The 16340-nt window shown below is 38.0% G+C and carries 11 protein-coding genes; 4 read left to right on the top strand and 7 right to left on the bottom strand.

Annotation, left to right across the window (positions count from 1 at the left end; genetic code table 11):
* Positions 1-355 precede the first annotated feature (355 nt).
* From Aru01_RS16070 to Aru01_RS16060, 3 genes are all read right to left on the bottom strand, one after another.
* On the bottom strand, positions 356-1729 hold the full coding sequence (locus tag Aru01_RS16070) for a UvrD-helicase domain-containing protein (protein ID WP_016654472.1): 1374 nt from the start codon (positions 1727-1729) through the stop codon (positions 356-358).
* Complete coding sequence (locus Aru01_RS16065) at positions 1726-3423, bottom strand: ATP-dependent nuclease (RefSeq protein ID WP_016654473.1); 1698 nt, start codon at positions 3421-3423, stop codon at positions 1726-1728. The genes Aru01_RS16070 and Aru01_RS16065 overlap by 4 nt, the downstream gene beginning before the upstream one ends.
* Positions 3424-3784: 361 nt before the next feature.
* Positions 3785-4480 carry a tetratricopeptide repeat protein gene (locus Aru01_RS16060; RefSeq protein WP_442316356.1) on the bottom strand — a complete coding sequence of 232 codons (696 nt, stop codon included), beginning with the start codon at positions 4478-4480 and terminating at the stop codon, positions 3785-3787.
* Between the two features lie 273 nt (positions 4481-4753).
* Here Aru01_RS16060 and fmt point away from each other — a divergent pair, with 273 nt between their 5' ends.
* Both fmt and rsmB read left to right on the top strand, forming a co-directional pair.
* Positions 4754-5716, top strand: a complete 963-nt coding sequence (gene fmt / locus Aru01_RS16055; RefSeq protein ID WP_016654475.1) for a methionyl-tRNA formyltransferase — start codon at positions 4754-4756, stop codon at positions 5714-5716.
* The gene (rsmB, locus tag Aru01_RS16050; protein WP_016654476.1) at positions 5713-7035 is read left to right on the top strand and encodes a 16S rRNA (cytosine(967)-C(5))-methyltransferase RsmB; all 1323 of its coding nucleotides are present in this window, start codon (positions 5713-5715) and stop codon (positions 7033-7035) included. The genes fmt and rsmB overlap by 4 nt, the downstream gene beginning before the upstream one ends.
* Before the next feature lie 69 nt (positions 7036-7104).
* Here rsmB and Aru01_RS16045 read toward each other — a convergent pair whose 3' ends face one another.
* The 3 genes from Aru01_RS16045 to Aru01_RS16035 form a co-directional block, all read right to left on the bottom strand.
* A complete protein-coding gene (locus Aru01_RS16045; protein ID WP_016654477.1) occupies positions 7105-7215 on the bottom strand; it encodes a methionine/alanine import family NSS transporter small subunit in 111 nt (36 codons plus the stop codon).
* 11 nt (positions 7216-7226) lie between these two features.
* On the bottom strand, positions 7227-8711 hold the full coding sequence (locus tag Aru01_RS16040; RefSeq protein WP_016654478.1) for a sodium-dependent transporter: 1485 nt from the start codon (positions 8709-8711) through the stop codon (positions 7227-7229).
* 333 nt (positions 8712-9044) lie between these two features.
* Complete coding sequence (locus Aru01_RS16035) at positions 9045-9632, bottom strand: DUF1287 domain-containing protein (protein ID WP_016654479.1); 588 nt, start codon at positions 9630-9632, stop codon at positions 9045-9047.
* A 260-nt stretch (positions 9633-9892) separates the two neighbouring features.
* Here Aru01_RS16035 and Aru01_RS16030 point away from each other — a divergent pair, with 260 nt between their 5' ends.
* Positions 9893-10594, top strand: a complete 702-nt coding sequence (locus Aru01_RS16030) for a TIGR04219 family outer membrane beta-barrel protein (protein ID WP_016654480.1) — start codon at positions 9893-9895, stop codon at positions 10592-10594.
* A gap of 198 nt (positions 10595-10792) precedes the next feature.
* On the opposite strand, the gene Aru01_RS16025 is transcribed toward Aru01_RS16030, so the two are convergent.
* Complete coding sequence (locus Aru01_RS16025) at positions 10793-11869, bottom strand: AI-2E family transporter (RefSeq protein WP_016654481.1); 1077 nt, start codon at positions 11867-11869, stop codon at positions 10793-10795.
* A 402-nt stretch (positions 11870-12271) separates the two neighbouring features.
* On the opposite strand from Aru01_RS16025, the gene Aru01_RS16020 reads away from it, so the two are divergent.
* Positions 12272-15598, top strand: a complete 3327-nt coding sequence (locus tag Aru01_RS16020; protein WP_016654482.1) for a DEAD/DEAH box helicase — start codon at positions 12272-12274, stop codon at positions 15596-15598.
* The last annotated feature ends 742 nt before the right edge of the window (positions 15599-16340 follow it).

Genomic DNA, 16340 nt, shown 5'->3' with positions numbered 1-16340 from the left:
CAATCATCGTACCCCAATTCACTTTTTGACATGATAAAAACTGAAACGAGGCTCCCCCCAATCCACATGTTTGAGCATTATTTTTAATCAAACGTGATCAAATCTGTGAAACTTTGATTAAATAATGAGCATGGAATAAATGAAAAATACAAAAAACCCCAACCGATACTGGTTGGGATTTTTATGCAGGTCTAAGATATTGATTTAATTAATTAAAACTAAACAATTTCGCATAACCTGTATTAGGTTAATCTTAGAAAATATTGATAATAGAAAAATGCACTGACAATCATCCCATATTTATATAATTTAATCCTTCAACTGCAGACTACATTCAAGATGAATTCTATTTATATCAGTGGTGATAGACAAAACCTAGTTCGCTAATGGAACTTCTTACCGCTTCTATATCTGAAGCTAAAAGTAAGTCATGGTCTAAGGCAAGTACTAATCGATGCTTGGCTCGAGTCAGAGCAACATAGACTTTTTTCCACTCTTTATTAAAATAATCACCTTCCTTGATACCGTTTTTAGTTAAATATTTTAGTAAATTAGGACTAGTTATAATTACACATGTATTTGCATCTAATCCTTTAACAGAATCAATACTTTGCACTATAAATTGAACATTATTTTCTGTAAATACACTGCATAGTTCGTATAGTTGAGCATAATGCTTGTTCTCAAACGTTAATAAATGCTTAGTTCTAAGATTATTTATTGCTATCTTTGCTCCATACATCTCTACATCATTAAAGAAATCAGAAAAAGCAGCTTTGGCGAATAATACTTTATCTTTCTTATGCTTAGACTCACGAATCATTTCTTCAATTTCTTGAGGAAATGAATGCTTATGTTTGGAAGAGGTTGAATATCTTCCTACTTTCTTATCAATACAAACAATTTGCTTCGCACTTATATAACTACTAAGCAAATCATCATATTTAGCATCAGTAGATTCTATATACATTAACTCGCCAACAACATCGGATAGTGATTCTTGCTGTTGTCCTTCGTAGCAAAAGCTATTAGAGATAGCAAGAATCTCTCTAGGTACACGTGTAGTTTGGTTATTGATCTCAAGTATATTGACGTATTCTTTTGCAGATACTTTATCAACAAAATTATCAAAAGCTTTTGGATACTTTATTGCTTGTTTTGGGTCACCTATCATATACACATCAATTCCATTGCTTCCTAATACTTCGAAGAATCGAAGAGCATCGTCATCAAGATCCTGAACTTCATCTATAAATATTTTTTCAAAACAATTTTCCAGAATTGCCAGAAGTCGCTTTACCTTGGCTTTTTTGAGTTTACTACTGTGCCTACTTATCATCTCATCAACAATCTGTTTAGAAATATTGTAGACATTTTCTGCGTGAATGATTTTTTTTTCTCTTAGCGTCTTGAAAAGCCTATTTTTATATTTAGAATTCCCAACGTGCATAATTGATGAATCGTTGTATACATCGTCAAGCGTAAATGACGAGAATGGATACACAATTTCATTAAGTAAGAAACTATGTACTGTCTGTATATAAAGGTTTTGCGGGATAAACCCATATTGCTTGATTATCTCTTGCTCGATCTTTGCTGTGGCTGAATTGGTATACGTCAAAGCAAATGTCTTTTTATGAGTTGTACAGGCTTTAATATGACCTATTAGAGTCTCTGCTAACCCATAAGTTTTCCCAGCTCCGGCCCCTGCAATTTGAATTTCAATCATGATACAGCCTCAATAACTTCGGCAATATGCGCTGGCAGTTTAATGTCTAGCGGATTTTTTTCTTCGACCATCGCATCACATACATCTAACATCCGTGACGCTTTACCACCAATCATATGATCTGAGACTGACTTTATATCACCAGACATTCTGAACAATGTATTTAATAGGCTTAGATTTCCTTCAGTTTCAACTAAATCAATCTCTAAAGTATAATTTTTAGTTGTTCTGACACTAATATTTGCATTATCTGCATCGTAAATATCATGCTTTGCTTTTGCTGGTTCAGAATTATCATAGTCACGAATCACACCAATTTTTTTATTAGGATTATCTTTATTTAACATAAGCCATATATCTAGGAAATTTGTATAGCCGCGTTGGCCAATAGCTATAATTTCTATGTCTTGAAGATTTTCTTTTTTTGATAAAAATGTAGTAATTAACATCTCTTCGGTCGTACCTTCGACCAAAATAACCTTGTTGGCGAATAACAGTTTTAGTATATCGAAATTAGGTCTTTTTCTTAGGTAGTCAACTAACTTAGGTGGAGCATCTGACAGGCTAATTGCTTTTTCACCAGTGAATGCCAAAACATTCGAAAGATTCAACTTATTAATGATCGTCGGATTATGAGTAGAAATAATAGTCTGTACAAGCGAGCTGCTATTAGTAGAACTTTTCTCGATGAAATCCCTCACTAAGCGTAGATTATTAACACTTAGGTGCGCCTCCGGCTCTTCAATACAGCATAAATTAAATGTTCTACCACACGACTTATAGTAAGCAAATAGAATGAGAATATAAATTAAATTTCGTTGACCTAAACCTTTCTGATACAGAAATTCATTACCGTATCTTAGCGTAATATTAGATAAAATATTTTTTAAATTCGGTAAGTTAGGGATGCATTCTAATTTTTTGATAATGTCATCGTAATTATCAAATTCTGAATTAGTCCCAATGACCTTTTCGAATGTTTGTGTGTCTTCAATAGCAGTAAAGAATTCAGAATAAGCCGTGTTAATCTTACTTTTATCTTCATCACCAAGCGTATTCATCAGCAGTTTTGTGAAGATGCTATTAGATTTCATTGAGCTACTTTCAGAGAAGTCATCTCGTTCAGCATTGATGTTATGGATACTCACATTTTTTAAGTCACTAAAACTTATAGTTTTTCCATTATTCACTGAAACAATTTGGTAGTCGTAAAGCTCAATGGGGAGAGTAAACCAGTTCACTTCTTCGATGGTTTTACCCGTAAGAGTAGCCTTAACTACTTCAAGTAAATCTAAGTCATCTTTAGGCTTAAAGTCATACCTAATTTGATAAGTTTCTTTATCTCCATCGGCAACAAGCCATTTAGCTAGTAACGCAACCTCATAACTGTCCTTGGGATCAGTGAATTCTATAGTTACAGATACTTTAGGGATCTTCTGTAGCTGATTTTCTTTGGCTTCATTAGTGATTATTGACGTGAAGAAATCGATAACGGAATCTTTGTTAATATCAGAAATGCTTAACCTCTTTTGATTGAAACCTATCTGATTTCCACCAAGCGGTAATGATAGTGCAGTAAAAAAGTTTGTCTTACCTGTATCGTTCTCTCCAACAACAATTGTTAATTTCTGAAGTTGTGCTTCAAAAGAACGAAAACTGCGGTAGTTATTTATTTTCACCTTATTGATATACATAATATTTCTCCCAGAAACATATGCAATAAATACACAATAAATGATATTTTTCAATAAGCATTTTAGCTATATCAACATTGTTATTATTCAATAATATAAAGATGCTATTTAATATAAAATCTCTTATGCGAAATGAACTTATAAGTCCAAAATAGAAATGTCCGTTTTCTCCAAAGTAAAAATGTCCGCTTCAGCATATTTATTTCATAAGTTTCTGAGCGGACAATTCAATGATGTTGCTTATGTCTGGTTAAGTTTAGATGCCTTAAACCCAATTAGATATCTGTAAAAGCAAGAACCGTGTTAATGACCTAACCCAATTCTAAAGGGACATACCGTCACCCTATATAAAAAAAGCCGATTAATTAACCTCTTCAAAAAGAGCGATTGCATCCTTGTGTCCATGATCAGCCGCCTTTTTTAGCCAGATCTTAGCCATTTCAATATCTTCACTTGTTCCTTCACCTAAGTAATACATGATTCCCAGAGTAAATTGAGCGTCAACATTTCCTGCTTGCGCAGCCCTACTGTACCAGTCAAATGCTTTCTTATAGTCTTGAGCAACACCTCGACCATTGGCATAGATAATGCCTAAACGATTTTGAGCCTCAGCATTTCCTTGCTCTGCAGATTTGCTATACCACTCAAACGCTTTCTTATAGTCTTGAGATACACCTTTACCATCTTCATAAAGAAATCCTAGATATTTTTGAGCATCTGCATTGCCTTGTTCAGCAGATTTGCTATACCACTCAAATGCTTTTTGATAATTCTGGGTAACTCCTTGCCCATTGGCATAAGCCGCGCCCAGATTATTTTGAGCAGTAGCCACTCCTTGTTCAGCAGCTTTGCTGTACCATTCAAATGCTTTCTGATCGTCTTGCATAACCCCATCACCATTCCCATACAAAGCACCAAGGTTATTTTGAGCGGTCACATTTCCTTGCTCGGCAGCTTTGCTATACCACTCAAATGCTTTGTTATAATCCTGAGTAACTCCTTGACCATTGGCGTAGGCTTCACCTAAGAGTGTTTGAGACGTGGCATCACCCTGCATTGCTGATTTACGAATATCGTCAAAATGAGATGTTTCACTACATGCGAATAATGAAAATATCAACAAAAAAATAATGGTTTTTCTATTGAATATTAAATACATAATTAAATTTAGATACTGTTTTTTGTATGGACTATAAGTATATAAAGAAATGTGTTATTGCCAAATATAATTGTAATTATGCGAAAGCAACTTGCATTCGTGTGGCTTTGTTATCTCTAGCTCACCAAGCTTTGTTATACTACGCTAGCACTATTTATTGAGTTTAAATCATTGAAAATTATCTTTGCGGGAACGCCAGATTTTGCTGCAACAGCGTTATCGGCATTATTAAATAGCGACAATGAAATCATCGCGGTCTATACACAACCTGACCGCAAAGCAGGTCGTGGCCAAAAACTCAATGCATCAGCAGTGAAACAACTCGCACTTGAACATAACTTACCTGTTTACCAACCACTACATTTCAAATCATCCACCGAAGAAGGTTTAGCAGCACAACAACAATTGGCTGAGCTCGGTGCTGATGTCATGGTCGTTGCTGCCTATGGTTTGATTTTGCCTCAAGTTGTATTAGATACGCCTCAATATGGTTGCTTGAACATCCATGGTTCAATTCTCCCACGTTGGCGTGGTGCTGCACCAGTACAACGTGCAATTGCCACAGGTGATCAAGAAACAGGGGTCACCATCATGCAGATGGCAGCAGGCCTAGATACCGGCGATATGCTATATAAAACGATTTGCCCAATTTCAGACAGTGATACCAGCCTAAGTCTGATGGATAAATTAGCTGTCCAAGGCGGTGAAGCCATTGTTGAAGTCTTAAAGTCAGAACACAGCTTAAAAGAATATTTAGAACATCGCGAAGTACAAGATGAAGCTTTAACGATTTATGCCCACAAACTTGATAAAGCCGAAGCAAAAATTAACTGGCAACAAAGTGCAGCTGAAATCAATCGCAACATCCGTGCTTTTAATCCTTGGCCAGTTGCCTATACCCCACTAGATGATCAGCAAAACCTTAAAGTTTGGAACTGCCAAGTATCAGATCAACAAGCCGATCAGGCCATCGCTGGACAGATCATTGCCATTGATAAACACGGCGTCCATGTGATGTGTGGTGATCAAAAAACAATTTGTTTAACCAGCTTACAGTGGCCCGGTGCTAAGGCATTTACCGCTCAACAAATTTTTCAATCGCAAAAACTACAGTCAGGACATATCTTCGCATGAGCCAATACAACTCCCCCGTTCAAGTGAAACAGCCCACTGTTAATTTGCGTGCACAAGTCGTTCGTAGCTTACTTGCTGTACAACAAGGTCAATCTTTACAAAGTTTTTTACATCATCAGCTTAACGAGGTTGCAGCGAAAGATCGTGCGCTATTTCATGAGTTACTTCTCGGCTGCTTACGCCAATGGTATGCCCTGAAAAGCATTAGTTTGCCGTTATTGGTCAAACCACTGAATAACCCAACCGTTGAAAGCTGTATATATTTAGGCATCTACCAACTGCTATCTACTCGTATAGCGGCTCATGCAGCTATTTCTGAAACAGTTAACGCGACTAAACAACTTGGTTTCGAAAGCCTCAGTGGTGTGGTCAATGCGATCTTGCGTCGGGTTTCACGTGAAACAGAAGAATTTCAGACAGCATTAAATAGCGCCCATGGCCTGCCGAGTTGGATGTTTAAGCGTTTAAAAAGAGATTGGCCAGAACAACTAACAGATCTTTCTGCTCAGCTGCAAAAAGTGGCTCCACTCACGCTTCGGATCAACCAACGAAAAATTGGTCGCGATGCGTATTTGATTAAACTACAACAAGAGCAAATTCAAGCACGTGCTTGTACACTCTCAAACGCAGGTATTGTATTAGAACAGGGTGTACATATTCCTGATCTTCCAGGTTTCGATGCAGGTTGGTTCTCTGTCCAAGATGAACATGCTCAGTTAGCAGCAGAAATTTTACCTGAACAAATCAACAGTACTGTGCTCGATGCTTGTGCTGCGCCTGGCGGAAAAACCGCACATTTACTTGAAAAGTTCAAATTGGCCAAACTTATTGCGCTTGATCATGACGAAAAACGTCTACAACGTGTCACTGAAAATTTAACACGTTTACAGTTAAATGATCTCAGCCCAATCGAAATTGTTGCAACTGATGCACGTACTTGGCAAAGTCCAGAACGTTTGGATTGCATCGTGCTTGATGCACCTTGTACAGCAACTGGTGTATTGCGTCGTCATCCAGATATTCGCTTACTACGCCAACCCTCAGATATAGAGCAAACCGTTGAGCTACAAAAACAAATCCTACAACAAATGTGGAAACAATTGCATGTTGGCGGAGTGATGCTCTATATCACCTGCTCGATATTTAAAGTTGAAAATGAGCAACAAATGCAAAACTTCTTTGCAGAGCATAGTGATGCCGAAGAAATTAAAATCCAAGCTGATTGGGGAATTGAACAGACTCAAGGTCGACAACTGCTCCCCCAACAGGGTCACGGCGATGGTTTCTACTATTGCCTAATACACAAAAAAGCAGACTAAATGTAGTTAAAAAAAGAGCTTCAATGTAAATTGAAGCTCTTTTAATTTAAGGGTAAGACTTAGACTGAATTAATCATCTACTTCTTCAGGATGTTTAACTAAATGCATAATCGCCAATAATAAACCACCCCATAAAAACACTATGGAAATAATCATCATAATAATTGCTGAAGTATTCATTGTGATGCTCCCTATCGATCTTTGAGTCTAGACATGACTAAAGCACCGAGCGCACAGAAAACGATGCTGCCCCAGCCAAAACATAACACCATCGCGTTAGCATAATCACCACCACCATAGCTATTTTGGATCAGTGAGTTTAAAGCCAACAAAAGTGTTGATAATAAAACCACAGGAGTAATCACTGTTAAGGTAAATTCCCAAGTCCGGCCTAGCTTAATGGTTGAAATATGGTTTATATGCATTTCCATTTCAGACATCAACATACGTTTAAACCAAGACACCATCACAATTGAAACCAATGCCCCAGAAACGATACCCAAGTTATTAATAAAGTGATCGATAATATCAACCAGTTTTATCGCACTCGTTGATGAGAAGAGGAAGATTGAAATCACCCCTGTTCCACCACCAACAACAGTTACCGCTTTGATTCGTTTCCACTTCAGTTTGTCTTGTAACGCCGCAATCGGCACTTCAAGAATACTGACCATAGAGGTAATACCCGCAACAAATAGCGAGGTGAAGAATAAAATCCCGAACAGGTCAGCGCCAGCACCTAAACTCGAAATTAATTTAGGGAACACAATAAAGGCAAGCCCGATACCACTGCTTACAACTTCGGCAACGGGTTTATCTGCTGCATGAGCCATAAAGCCTAATGCTGCAAATACACCAATACCCGCTAAAATCTCAAAAGAAGAGTTTGCAAAACCAACAATTAAACCTGAACCGGTTAAATTGGTTTTAGGCTTTAGATACGATGCATAAGTCACCATAATACCGAAACCAACGGATAAACTAAAAAAGATATGACCATATGCAGCTAGCCATACTTTATAGTCCATCATTGCAGCCCAGTTTGGCGTAAAGAAGGCATTTAATCCTTCTACTGCACCTGGTAAACGTACAGCTTGAATAACAAGTATCGTAAACAGAACAATCAATAACGGCATAAAGATTTTGTTAGAGAGTTCTACACCTTTCTTCACACCACCGTATAAAATTGCCAGTACCATCATCCAAACACCAACCAGTGGCCAGAATAAATGGCTAACAAAATTCATTTCAAAATCTTTAGTATCTGCAGTTTGCAAATAAGTGCTAAAGAAGAATTTCTCTGGATTATCTCCCCATAATTGTCCCATGGAGAAATAAACGTAGCTTCCTGCCCACGTTAATACGCCAGCATAATATAGACCAATCACTAGACATACACATACTTGCCACCAACCTAAAGTTTCTGCTGGTTTCCATAATTGTTTATATGCCTTAGGTGGCGCACCATTACTCCGATGCCCAACCGCATAATCTAGGAATAATAAAGGTAAACCTGCGGTCAGCAAGGCGATCAAATAAGGGATTAAAAATGCCCCGCCGCCATTTTCATAAGCCACATAAGGGAAACGCCAAATGTTTCCCAAACCCACGGCAGAACCTACCGCAGCAATAATAAAGCCTGATCGTGCAGACCAGTTTTCACGTTTTTCAGTCATAAAACACCCAGTCTATCGGCTATTTCCTACTTGCTTATTGTCGTTGTAAAAACACAAGCCAAAATGAACCCAAAAATTTTGTTGTTTGAATAAGACCCACACCTTTTGAGTGCCATGTTCCAATTACAAACCAGTGCTTTGACTGCCTAACTTACTTAAAGTCAGGCAGCAAAAAACTGTTTAATGAGCAAACAATACGCTTTTTTAGATATTAATTCTTCAATTTATAATTAAAATTGGTGCAAATAAATGCGTTTCATCACTATTGTTCATTTTTTAACTTGTTTATTAGCATATTGAACAAAATAGCGATGAAATGTAGTTTGTAAAACTTTACTTACCCAAGTGAGTAGGTAAACGGTAATGACCTGTGATTTTATATTGGTATAAGAGATCATTCTCTTGAGTACCACGACCGATATTATGAATCACTAAGGGAGTCTGTCCGATTAAAGTAGTTTTATTTGAAATCACGCCAATATGACTAAGACCCTGACCTAAATCCCAAGTCACAATATCTCCTGCTTTATAGTTTTGATCATTAACCTGATATCCCTGACGTTTGAAATACGTCATGATATTCGGTACACGGCGATGATCAATATTTTTATCAGTCGATTTTAAACCCCACTTCTTTGGATAAGCACTAAAATTTTTCTGCATATCCTCATGAATTTTCTGCTGTAAATCGATACCCTGCACACGTAAAGCACGCACCACAACATCAGTACACACGCCTTTACTGATCTCAACATCCCCCAAAGGATAACTCAGTTTGGTATAGCTTGGATCATAATATAAAGTCTTCCCAATTTGACTACGCGCATCATTGACCAATTGCTGTGCTTGAAATGCCCAAGTGCTCAAACTACTGCAGAATAAGGTCCATCCCAATAGATATTTTAAAAATTTATGCTGCATAACACGTGGACTCATTTGGGGTAAATTTTAATATTAAAAACTCAAGCTCGATCAAGCACAGCTCAAAGTCTGATCAATTATTCAACGCTCTCATCTTTATTAAAGCTGATCTGCTAGTCATTTATAACGTGCTTATTTGCACTAGACAATGACTTTGACAGCCAAGCCGAATGGTTATGAATTAATATGCATTGGAAACCTATTTACACTCGCTAAGATAACAACGCAGAAAAACAATAATGCCCACACCAAGGAATACTATGCTAAAACGCCACCTTCCCCTATTGCTCTACATTTCATGTAGTAGCAATGCTGTACAGGCTGATTTCATTGGTCTGCATACCGATGCGAGCAATTGGTTCTATCACGGTTCATCTTTATCTCAACGCTCAAACCTAGAAAGCGATTTTTCTACAGACAATGCCCTACAGTTATCAATCGCCTTTGAGCATCCACTTCCCCTTCTACCCAATAGCAAAATCAAATATAGCCAACTCAGTGGCACAGCCAATCACAACCCCACAACATTAGCTGCGGACCATACCGAATTAACCCAAAGCAATTATTTACTCTATTACGAAATACTCGACACAATGATCAACCTTGATCTAGGCATTGGCCTTACTCATTTAAGTGGTCAAATGAATTTTTTTACACCCAGCACAATCGAACAGTATCAACTCAGCTCTAATGTGGGTGCTCTTTATCTACAAGCCAGTATGCAGCTTCCCTTTACCGGATTAAGTACCAAGACTGAGCTGACATTCAGCCAATCATCAGATGTCACCGTAAAAGATCTACAAGCCGAAATTCAATATGACTTTTTGCGTAAAAGTTATTTGGTCGACTTAGGTGGAAAACTTGGTTATCGCTATATGACTGTAGATTTAGATTTCTCCGAACAGAACAAGGTTAAACAGGAATTTAAAGGTCCCTACCTCGGGCTAAATTTACATTTTTGATTGACTCCCCCACGATAGCCAAAGCTGAGTGGGGAAACCTTTACAAACCACGACTTAATCAACAAACCTTCTTTTAGCATTACACTGAGGCTATGGCCTGCATATCGAAACTTTAAATAAAACGAAGTCCTCGTACGTTGGCTTAAGCAAAACTACTTTGGTTTAGACTGATATTCAGATTGCATCAACTACGCATATTTAATTCAAGCTATCTTCAATTAATGTTGGATCATCCATCAATAATATTGCCCAGCCACGTGTAGATGGAAATGCACTAAGAATAATCACCAATACTGAAGTGAGTGGTACGGCTAAAATCGCTCCCGCTATTCCCCATAAAGCTGACCATAAAGAAAGTGAAACCAAGATAACAAAAGGCGAGAGATTAATTTGTCGACCGATCATTTTAGGTTCTAGCCAATTTCCAACAAAGAATTGTGCCATGGTCAGTAGTATCGTTAAAAATAGTGATAATTGAAGCGAAGCAAATTGAACCAATGAAAGTACTACAGGGAATAAAACCCCAACTAAGGATCCGACATAAGGAATATAATTTGAGATCGCAATAAACAATGCCCAGAATAAGGCATGTTCAACCCCAAATGCATATAAAATTATCCATGACATTAAACCTAAAATTAAATTTATCAGCGTTTTTACTGCTAAATACTGGCCAATTTTATGGTTAATATCAGAAAGAATTCTGAGCCCGTACGCCGCATCTTTTTGATTAAAAGCCAATTGAAACTTTTCCCCAAAACGACTGCGTTCACTGAGTAAAAAGGCGGCATAAATGGCAACCAAAACGACGATTCCCGTCATTGAACTCAATCCGCTAATCACTGAGCTCAATAGGTACTGTATATTGATCTTATCAAGAGCCATAACCCGCAACATGCTCCAGTCCAAACCATGAGCCCATTCATATTGCGATAAGTTCTGCATGAGCATTTTTTCTAAGTTCGCTTGGTATACAGCAGACGAACTCACAATTTTTTGCCCAGTAGAAATAATAATGTGACTTAAACCAAAGATTGTCGCGATAAAACCACTCAGCACTAAACTGTGACGTAACCACAAAGGACTATAACGTAACACGGGTAGTCGCCCTAACCAGTCGACTAAAGCCACCAAAATATAGACCGATATAGCAGCAGTTAATACAGGTAATAAAAAGCGCTGTCCAATATAAAGTAGATAACCAAGGAGCAGAACAAACAGCAGCAGATACACCAAACGTTGTAAGGTATTTTTTTCCGTTGCATCTTGCGACATACTAAAATTCCAAATTGATATAGATTATTGTTTAATATTAAAAACTTTGCTTAATATCCTTGTATCAACACAATTTTGCAAGCTGAGCCCAGCTTTTCAGCGACAATTCCAAACACCATCAACTAGACAAACTGAGGTAATTTTCCTAGTATATACATCGGAAAAATTGGCAGTCTTATCCATTGTATAACTTAGGCTTATGCAATAGATGAACAAAGAAGAAGCCCCATAGATTGAAGTCGTTAAAGCGTAAAAAATAGGGCCTTATCTGTATTTGATGAGGTCTTTTTTATGATGATCGTTATTTTCCGACAATTTAATTGCTTCAATAAAATATATTCTTTGCCGTTCACTGCTAATACCTCTTATACTTAACAGTTTCATCTTTGAATTACTCACTTTATGTTGCATTTAAACCAATTTTTATCAAGATTTAATCAAATGACTATTAAACGTAGCCAAAGTTACGTGGAACGGATTGATCTTGAGACATTGGATATCTTCAACCAAGGTGATCAGGTGCAGATTTATGCGCAAATTCAGGGTGAAGAAGACTACGACACCACTATTAATTACAGCAACACATTACAGCGGATCTTAGATACAGACTGTAGTTGTCCTGATGCTGTCGATTGCAAACATGCAGCAGCCTTAGCACGCCTGTATTACCATAAAGAACTCGAACGCCAACAAGTTGCACCTAAAGCCGCCAACCAAGATCAATACACTAAAAAAGCAATACAGTGGCTAAATCAACTTCAAAAACATATTCAACAAAATAGTGTTACTCAGCCAGCTGGGCAGATTATTTATTTGTTAAATGATCACCACATGCCGAATCACTTCGCAACAACCTATAAAGTTCGACGTAACAAAGCTGGTGATATTCGAGATCAACAGCGTTATGACAATCATGAAAATATCATCAGTAAGCGTATTAAGTTACTCGATCATGAGCGTCATCTCTTTTTACAGCTTTATCTACATGCACAATTGCAAGAGGCTCACCCTTTACAGCCTGCTCTTAACTTTACAGATCTTGCCTTAGAGCAATTTAAAGCATTTATCCAAAGTGGTACGGTTTATTGGAATAACATTCAAAACCCAGCATTAGCTTGGTCAGATGAACATTATCAAATTCATTTTGCGTGGCAGAGTCATCATCAGCATGATCGTGAACGACTGTTCCCCCACTTCACCATTAATGGTGAACAACGTTTAAGTGAACAAGCAGCTGAACAAATTGTTGTATTACCTACCACACCACCGGTGTACCTCGATTATGGTCAACATTGTGTGGGTTATTTAGACTGTGATCTCGATAAAACGATCTTAATGGATCTATTAGAAATGCCTGCTATTCCAGCGCATTTATTGCAACAGTTTGATCAGCTAAAAAAACAGCATCAAAGTTTACAGCAACTCCCGCAGTCGGGTCATATTGCAGTGCTTGAAGATTCACATGGTGCACCACAACCTATTTTACGCTTTGGTGCGCTCCCTCAGTTGAATTTACTCGCAACACAGCAACATATTGGTATTGCTGAAATTGAGTTTGAATACCCAAGTGGTCGTATTCCTGCTGGAAATCCTGAACCCTCCTTTATGGGCATGCAACAGGACCGACGCGTTAAACAATACCGTGATCTACAAAAAGAACAACAAATCATTGCCCAGCTACAAAGTGAAGTCAAAGGTTTAACGTGGTTAAGTGATTGGTTACGTTTAGCTGAGATTAATCACCCACATAGTGATTTACCTGACAATGCTGTAGCAGCCACCGAACAAAATTGGTTCCATAAATTGGTGCCGAATAATCAAATTGAAGCTTTGGGTTGGCAAGTTGAACATACACCGCAAAGTCTATTTAATGTTGTAGCAGGTCAAGATTTAGATATTCAACTCCAAGCTTCGGCAAAAAACTATGATTGGTTTGAACTCAATGCAACCATCGCAGATGCCCAAGGCCATGTTTATAATCTATTCGATTTAGTTGCTGAATTACTCATGAGCTCTCCACACTTTTTAGAGCCACAGCATCTCGATCAACTTGATGAAGATGGTTTTATCCATTTACGCACAACCAGCGATCGCCCACAATTACTGCTTCCTGTAAAAGAAATTAAGCCACTTTTAATCCATTTAAAAGAGATTTTCCAACAACCACAAAACAACCAGCTTGATCGCTATGATGCTAGTCAAGTGCTTGAATTACAGCATCATTTAGGTATGCAATGGCAAAGCAATCAATCACTGAAAATCTTTGCTGAAAAACTTAAACAGGGTTATCAGCAACACTTACCGACACCAGCAGGATTTCAAGGAGAGTTACGACCTTACCAACAACAAGGTTTAGCTTGGCTACAATTCCTCATTGAAACTGAACATGGGGGAATCCTTGCTGATGACATGGGCCTCGGTAAAACGGCACAAACATTAGCGCATATTCTCATGCAAAAACAGGCAGGACATTTACAATCTACTCCTGCCTTGATTGTGGCACCAACTTCACTCATGCATAACTGGTTCAAGGAAGCTGCTAAATTTACCCCTGACCTTAATGTGATGATTTTGCAAGGCCCAGATCGTCATGAGCTGTTTGAAAAAATTCCGGATATGGATATTGTATTAACCACTTATCCATTGTTATCGCGTGATCAAGATGAACTTTTAAAACATCAATATCACCTGTGCATTTTAGATGAAGCACAAAATATTAAAAATCCACGCGCTAAAGCGGCACAAATTTTACGACAGCTACATGCTAAACATCGTCTTTGTCTCACTGGCACCCCGATGGAAAACCATTTAGGTGAACTGTGGTCATTATTTTACTTCCTGATGCCTGGATTCTTGTACTCACAAGATACCTTCAATAAGAATTATCGAGTTCCAATTGAAAAAAATGCCGACCAACATAAGAAAAATAAACTGGTTAATCGCATTCAACCTTTCATGTTACGCCGCTTGAAAATGGATGTAGCTAAAGAATTACCGCCTAAAACAACGATTGAAGTACATATTGATATGCATGAACAGCAGGCTAAGCTTTACGAAGCTGTCCGTGCGAGCATGCAAAGTAATATTCAAAATGTCATCGCAAGTAAAGGGATTAAACGCAGTCAGATTCAGATCTTAGATGCTTTACTGAAGCTACGTCAGGTCTGCTGCCACCCAAGCCTACTTAAATTAGATTCAGTCCAGTCTCAAGCAGTTGATTCAGCAAAATTGGATCATCTGGTTGAAATGGTTCAATCTATGCTTGAAGAAGGCCGTCGTATCTTAATCTTCTCGCAATTTACCAGTATGTTGCAGCTGATCGAAGCTCGCTTATCGGAATTAGATATTCGTCATGTAAAACTGACCGGACAAACTAAAAAGCGTGATCAGGTCATTAATGCTTTCCAAAATGGTGATGTTCCAGTATTCCTAATCAGTCTGAAAGCGGGTGGTGTCGGATTAAACCTCACTGCTGCGGATACTGTTATTCACTATGACCCTTGGTGGAACCCCGCTGCAGAGGAACAAGCCTCTGACCGTGCATGGCGTATTGGCCAAGACAAACCTGTATTTGTCTATAAGCTGATTAGCAATGAAAGTATTGAAGAAAAAATCTTACTCATGCAGAAAAATAAAGCTGAGTTAGCACAAGCTGTGTTATCTGTAGATAAAGAGCAAAACGTCAAACTCAATGAAGATGACGTCATGCAGCTTTTCGAAAAATTCTGATGAGTTCAATATATTTCGATGATTCTAAGCGGATAATTGTAGGCTATAGCTTACATGCTATGCTTTTATTACCACTATCCGACCACTGTTAATTTACTTAATATAGATACATCGGGAACAGGAAGTTCCATCACTATGAACGAGATGTTCGAGTAAACGATTAAGCAGGATGCAGGTACGACAGGAGTTATACCACCAAACCTATTCAGAAAAGCCCCGTCAGGAAGATGGGGCTTTTTTGATCCTCAGATTTATTTGTTCATTCACAATTATTATTCTACAAATAGAATAAATTATTTATATCATACAGTTTAAATCTTCGCTTTAGCTGATCTCGTCTTATACATATTCAGTATTCTCTAATCATCAGGAGACAGGAAGCCTCCAGACAAAAATAATAATAAAAGTAGCAATACACGGATGCAAAAGGCGTAAACAGGACGTTTACTTAAACGATCAAATACTCGAAGGCTCCATCAGGATGATGGGGCCTTTTTTATCGCTCCACCGAGTCTCTACCTATTCGGATAATCCCTCACATCATCTCTCCCCAGAGGCATCGGTATCTATACATCTTTGTGAGAATACCTAGGATACTCATGTCAGTTAAGCTTGTTATTATGCAAAGTATTCTACGTTACGCCCTGACTCGCGAGATCACTTTGGCTACGCAGCGCTTCTTCTTTTCATAAAAGGAAGATTGCGATGGATTCTAAGCATTTTAATCGAACAAACACCTACT

The organism is Acinetobacter rudis (assembly GCF_000829675.1).
Lineage (GTDB): Bacteria > Pseudomonadota > Gammaproteobacteria > Pseudomonadales > Moraxellaceae > Acinetobacter > Acinetobacter rudis.
Note: the sequence above shows the minus strand (reverse complement) of the source record. Positions and strands in the feature narration are given on the sequence as shown.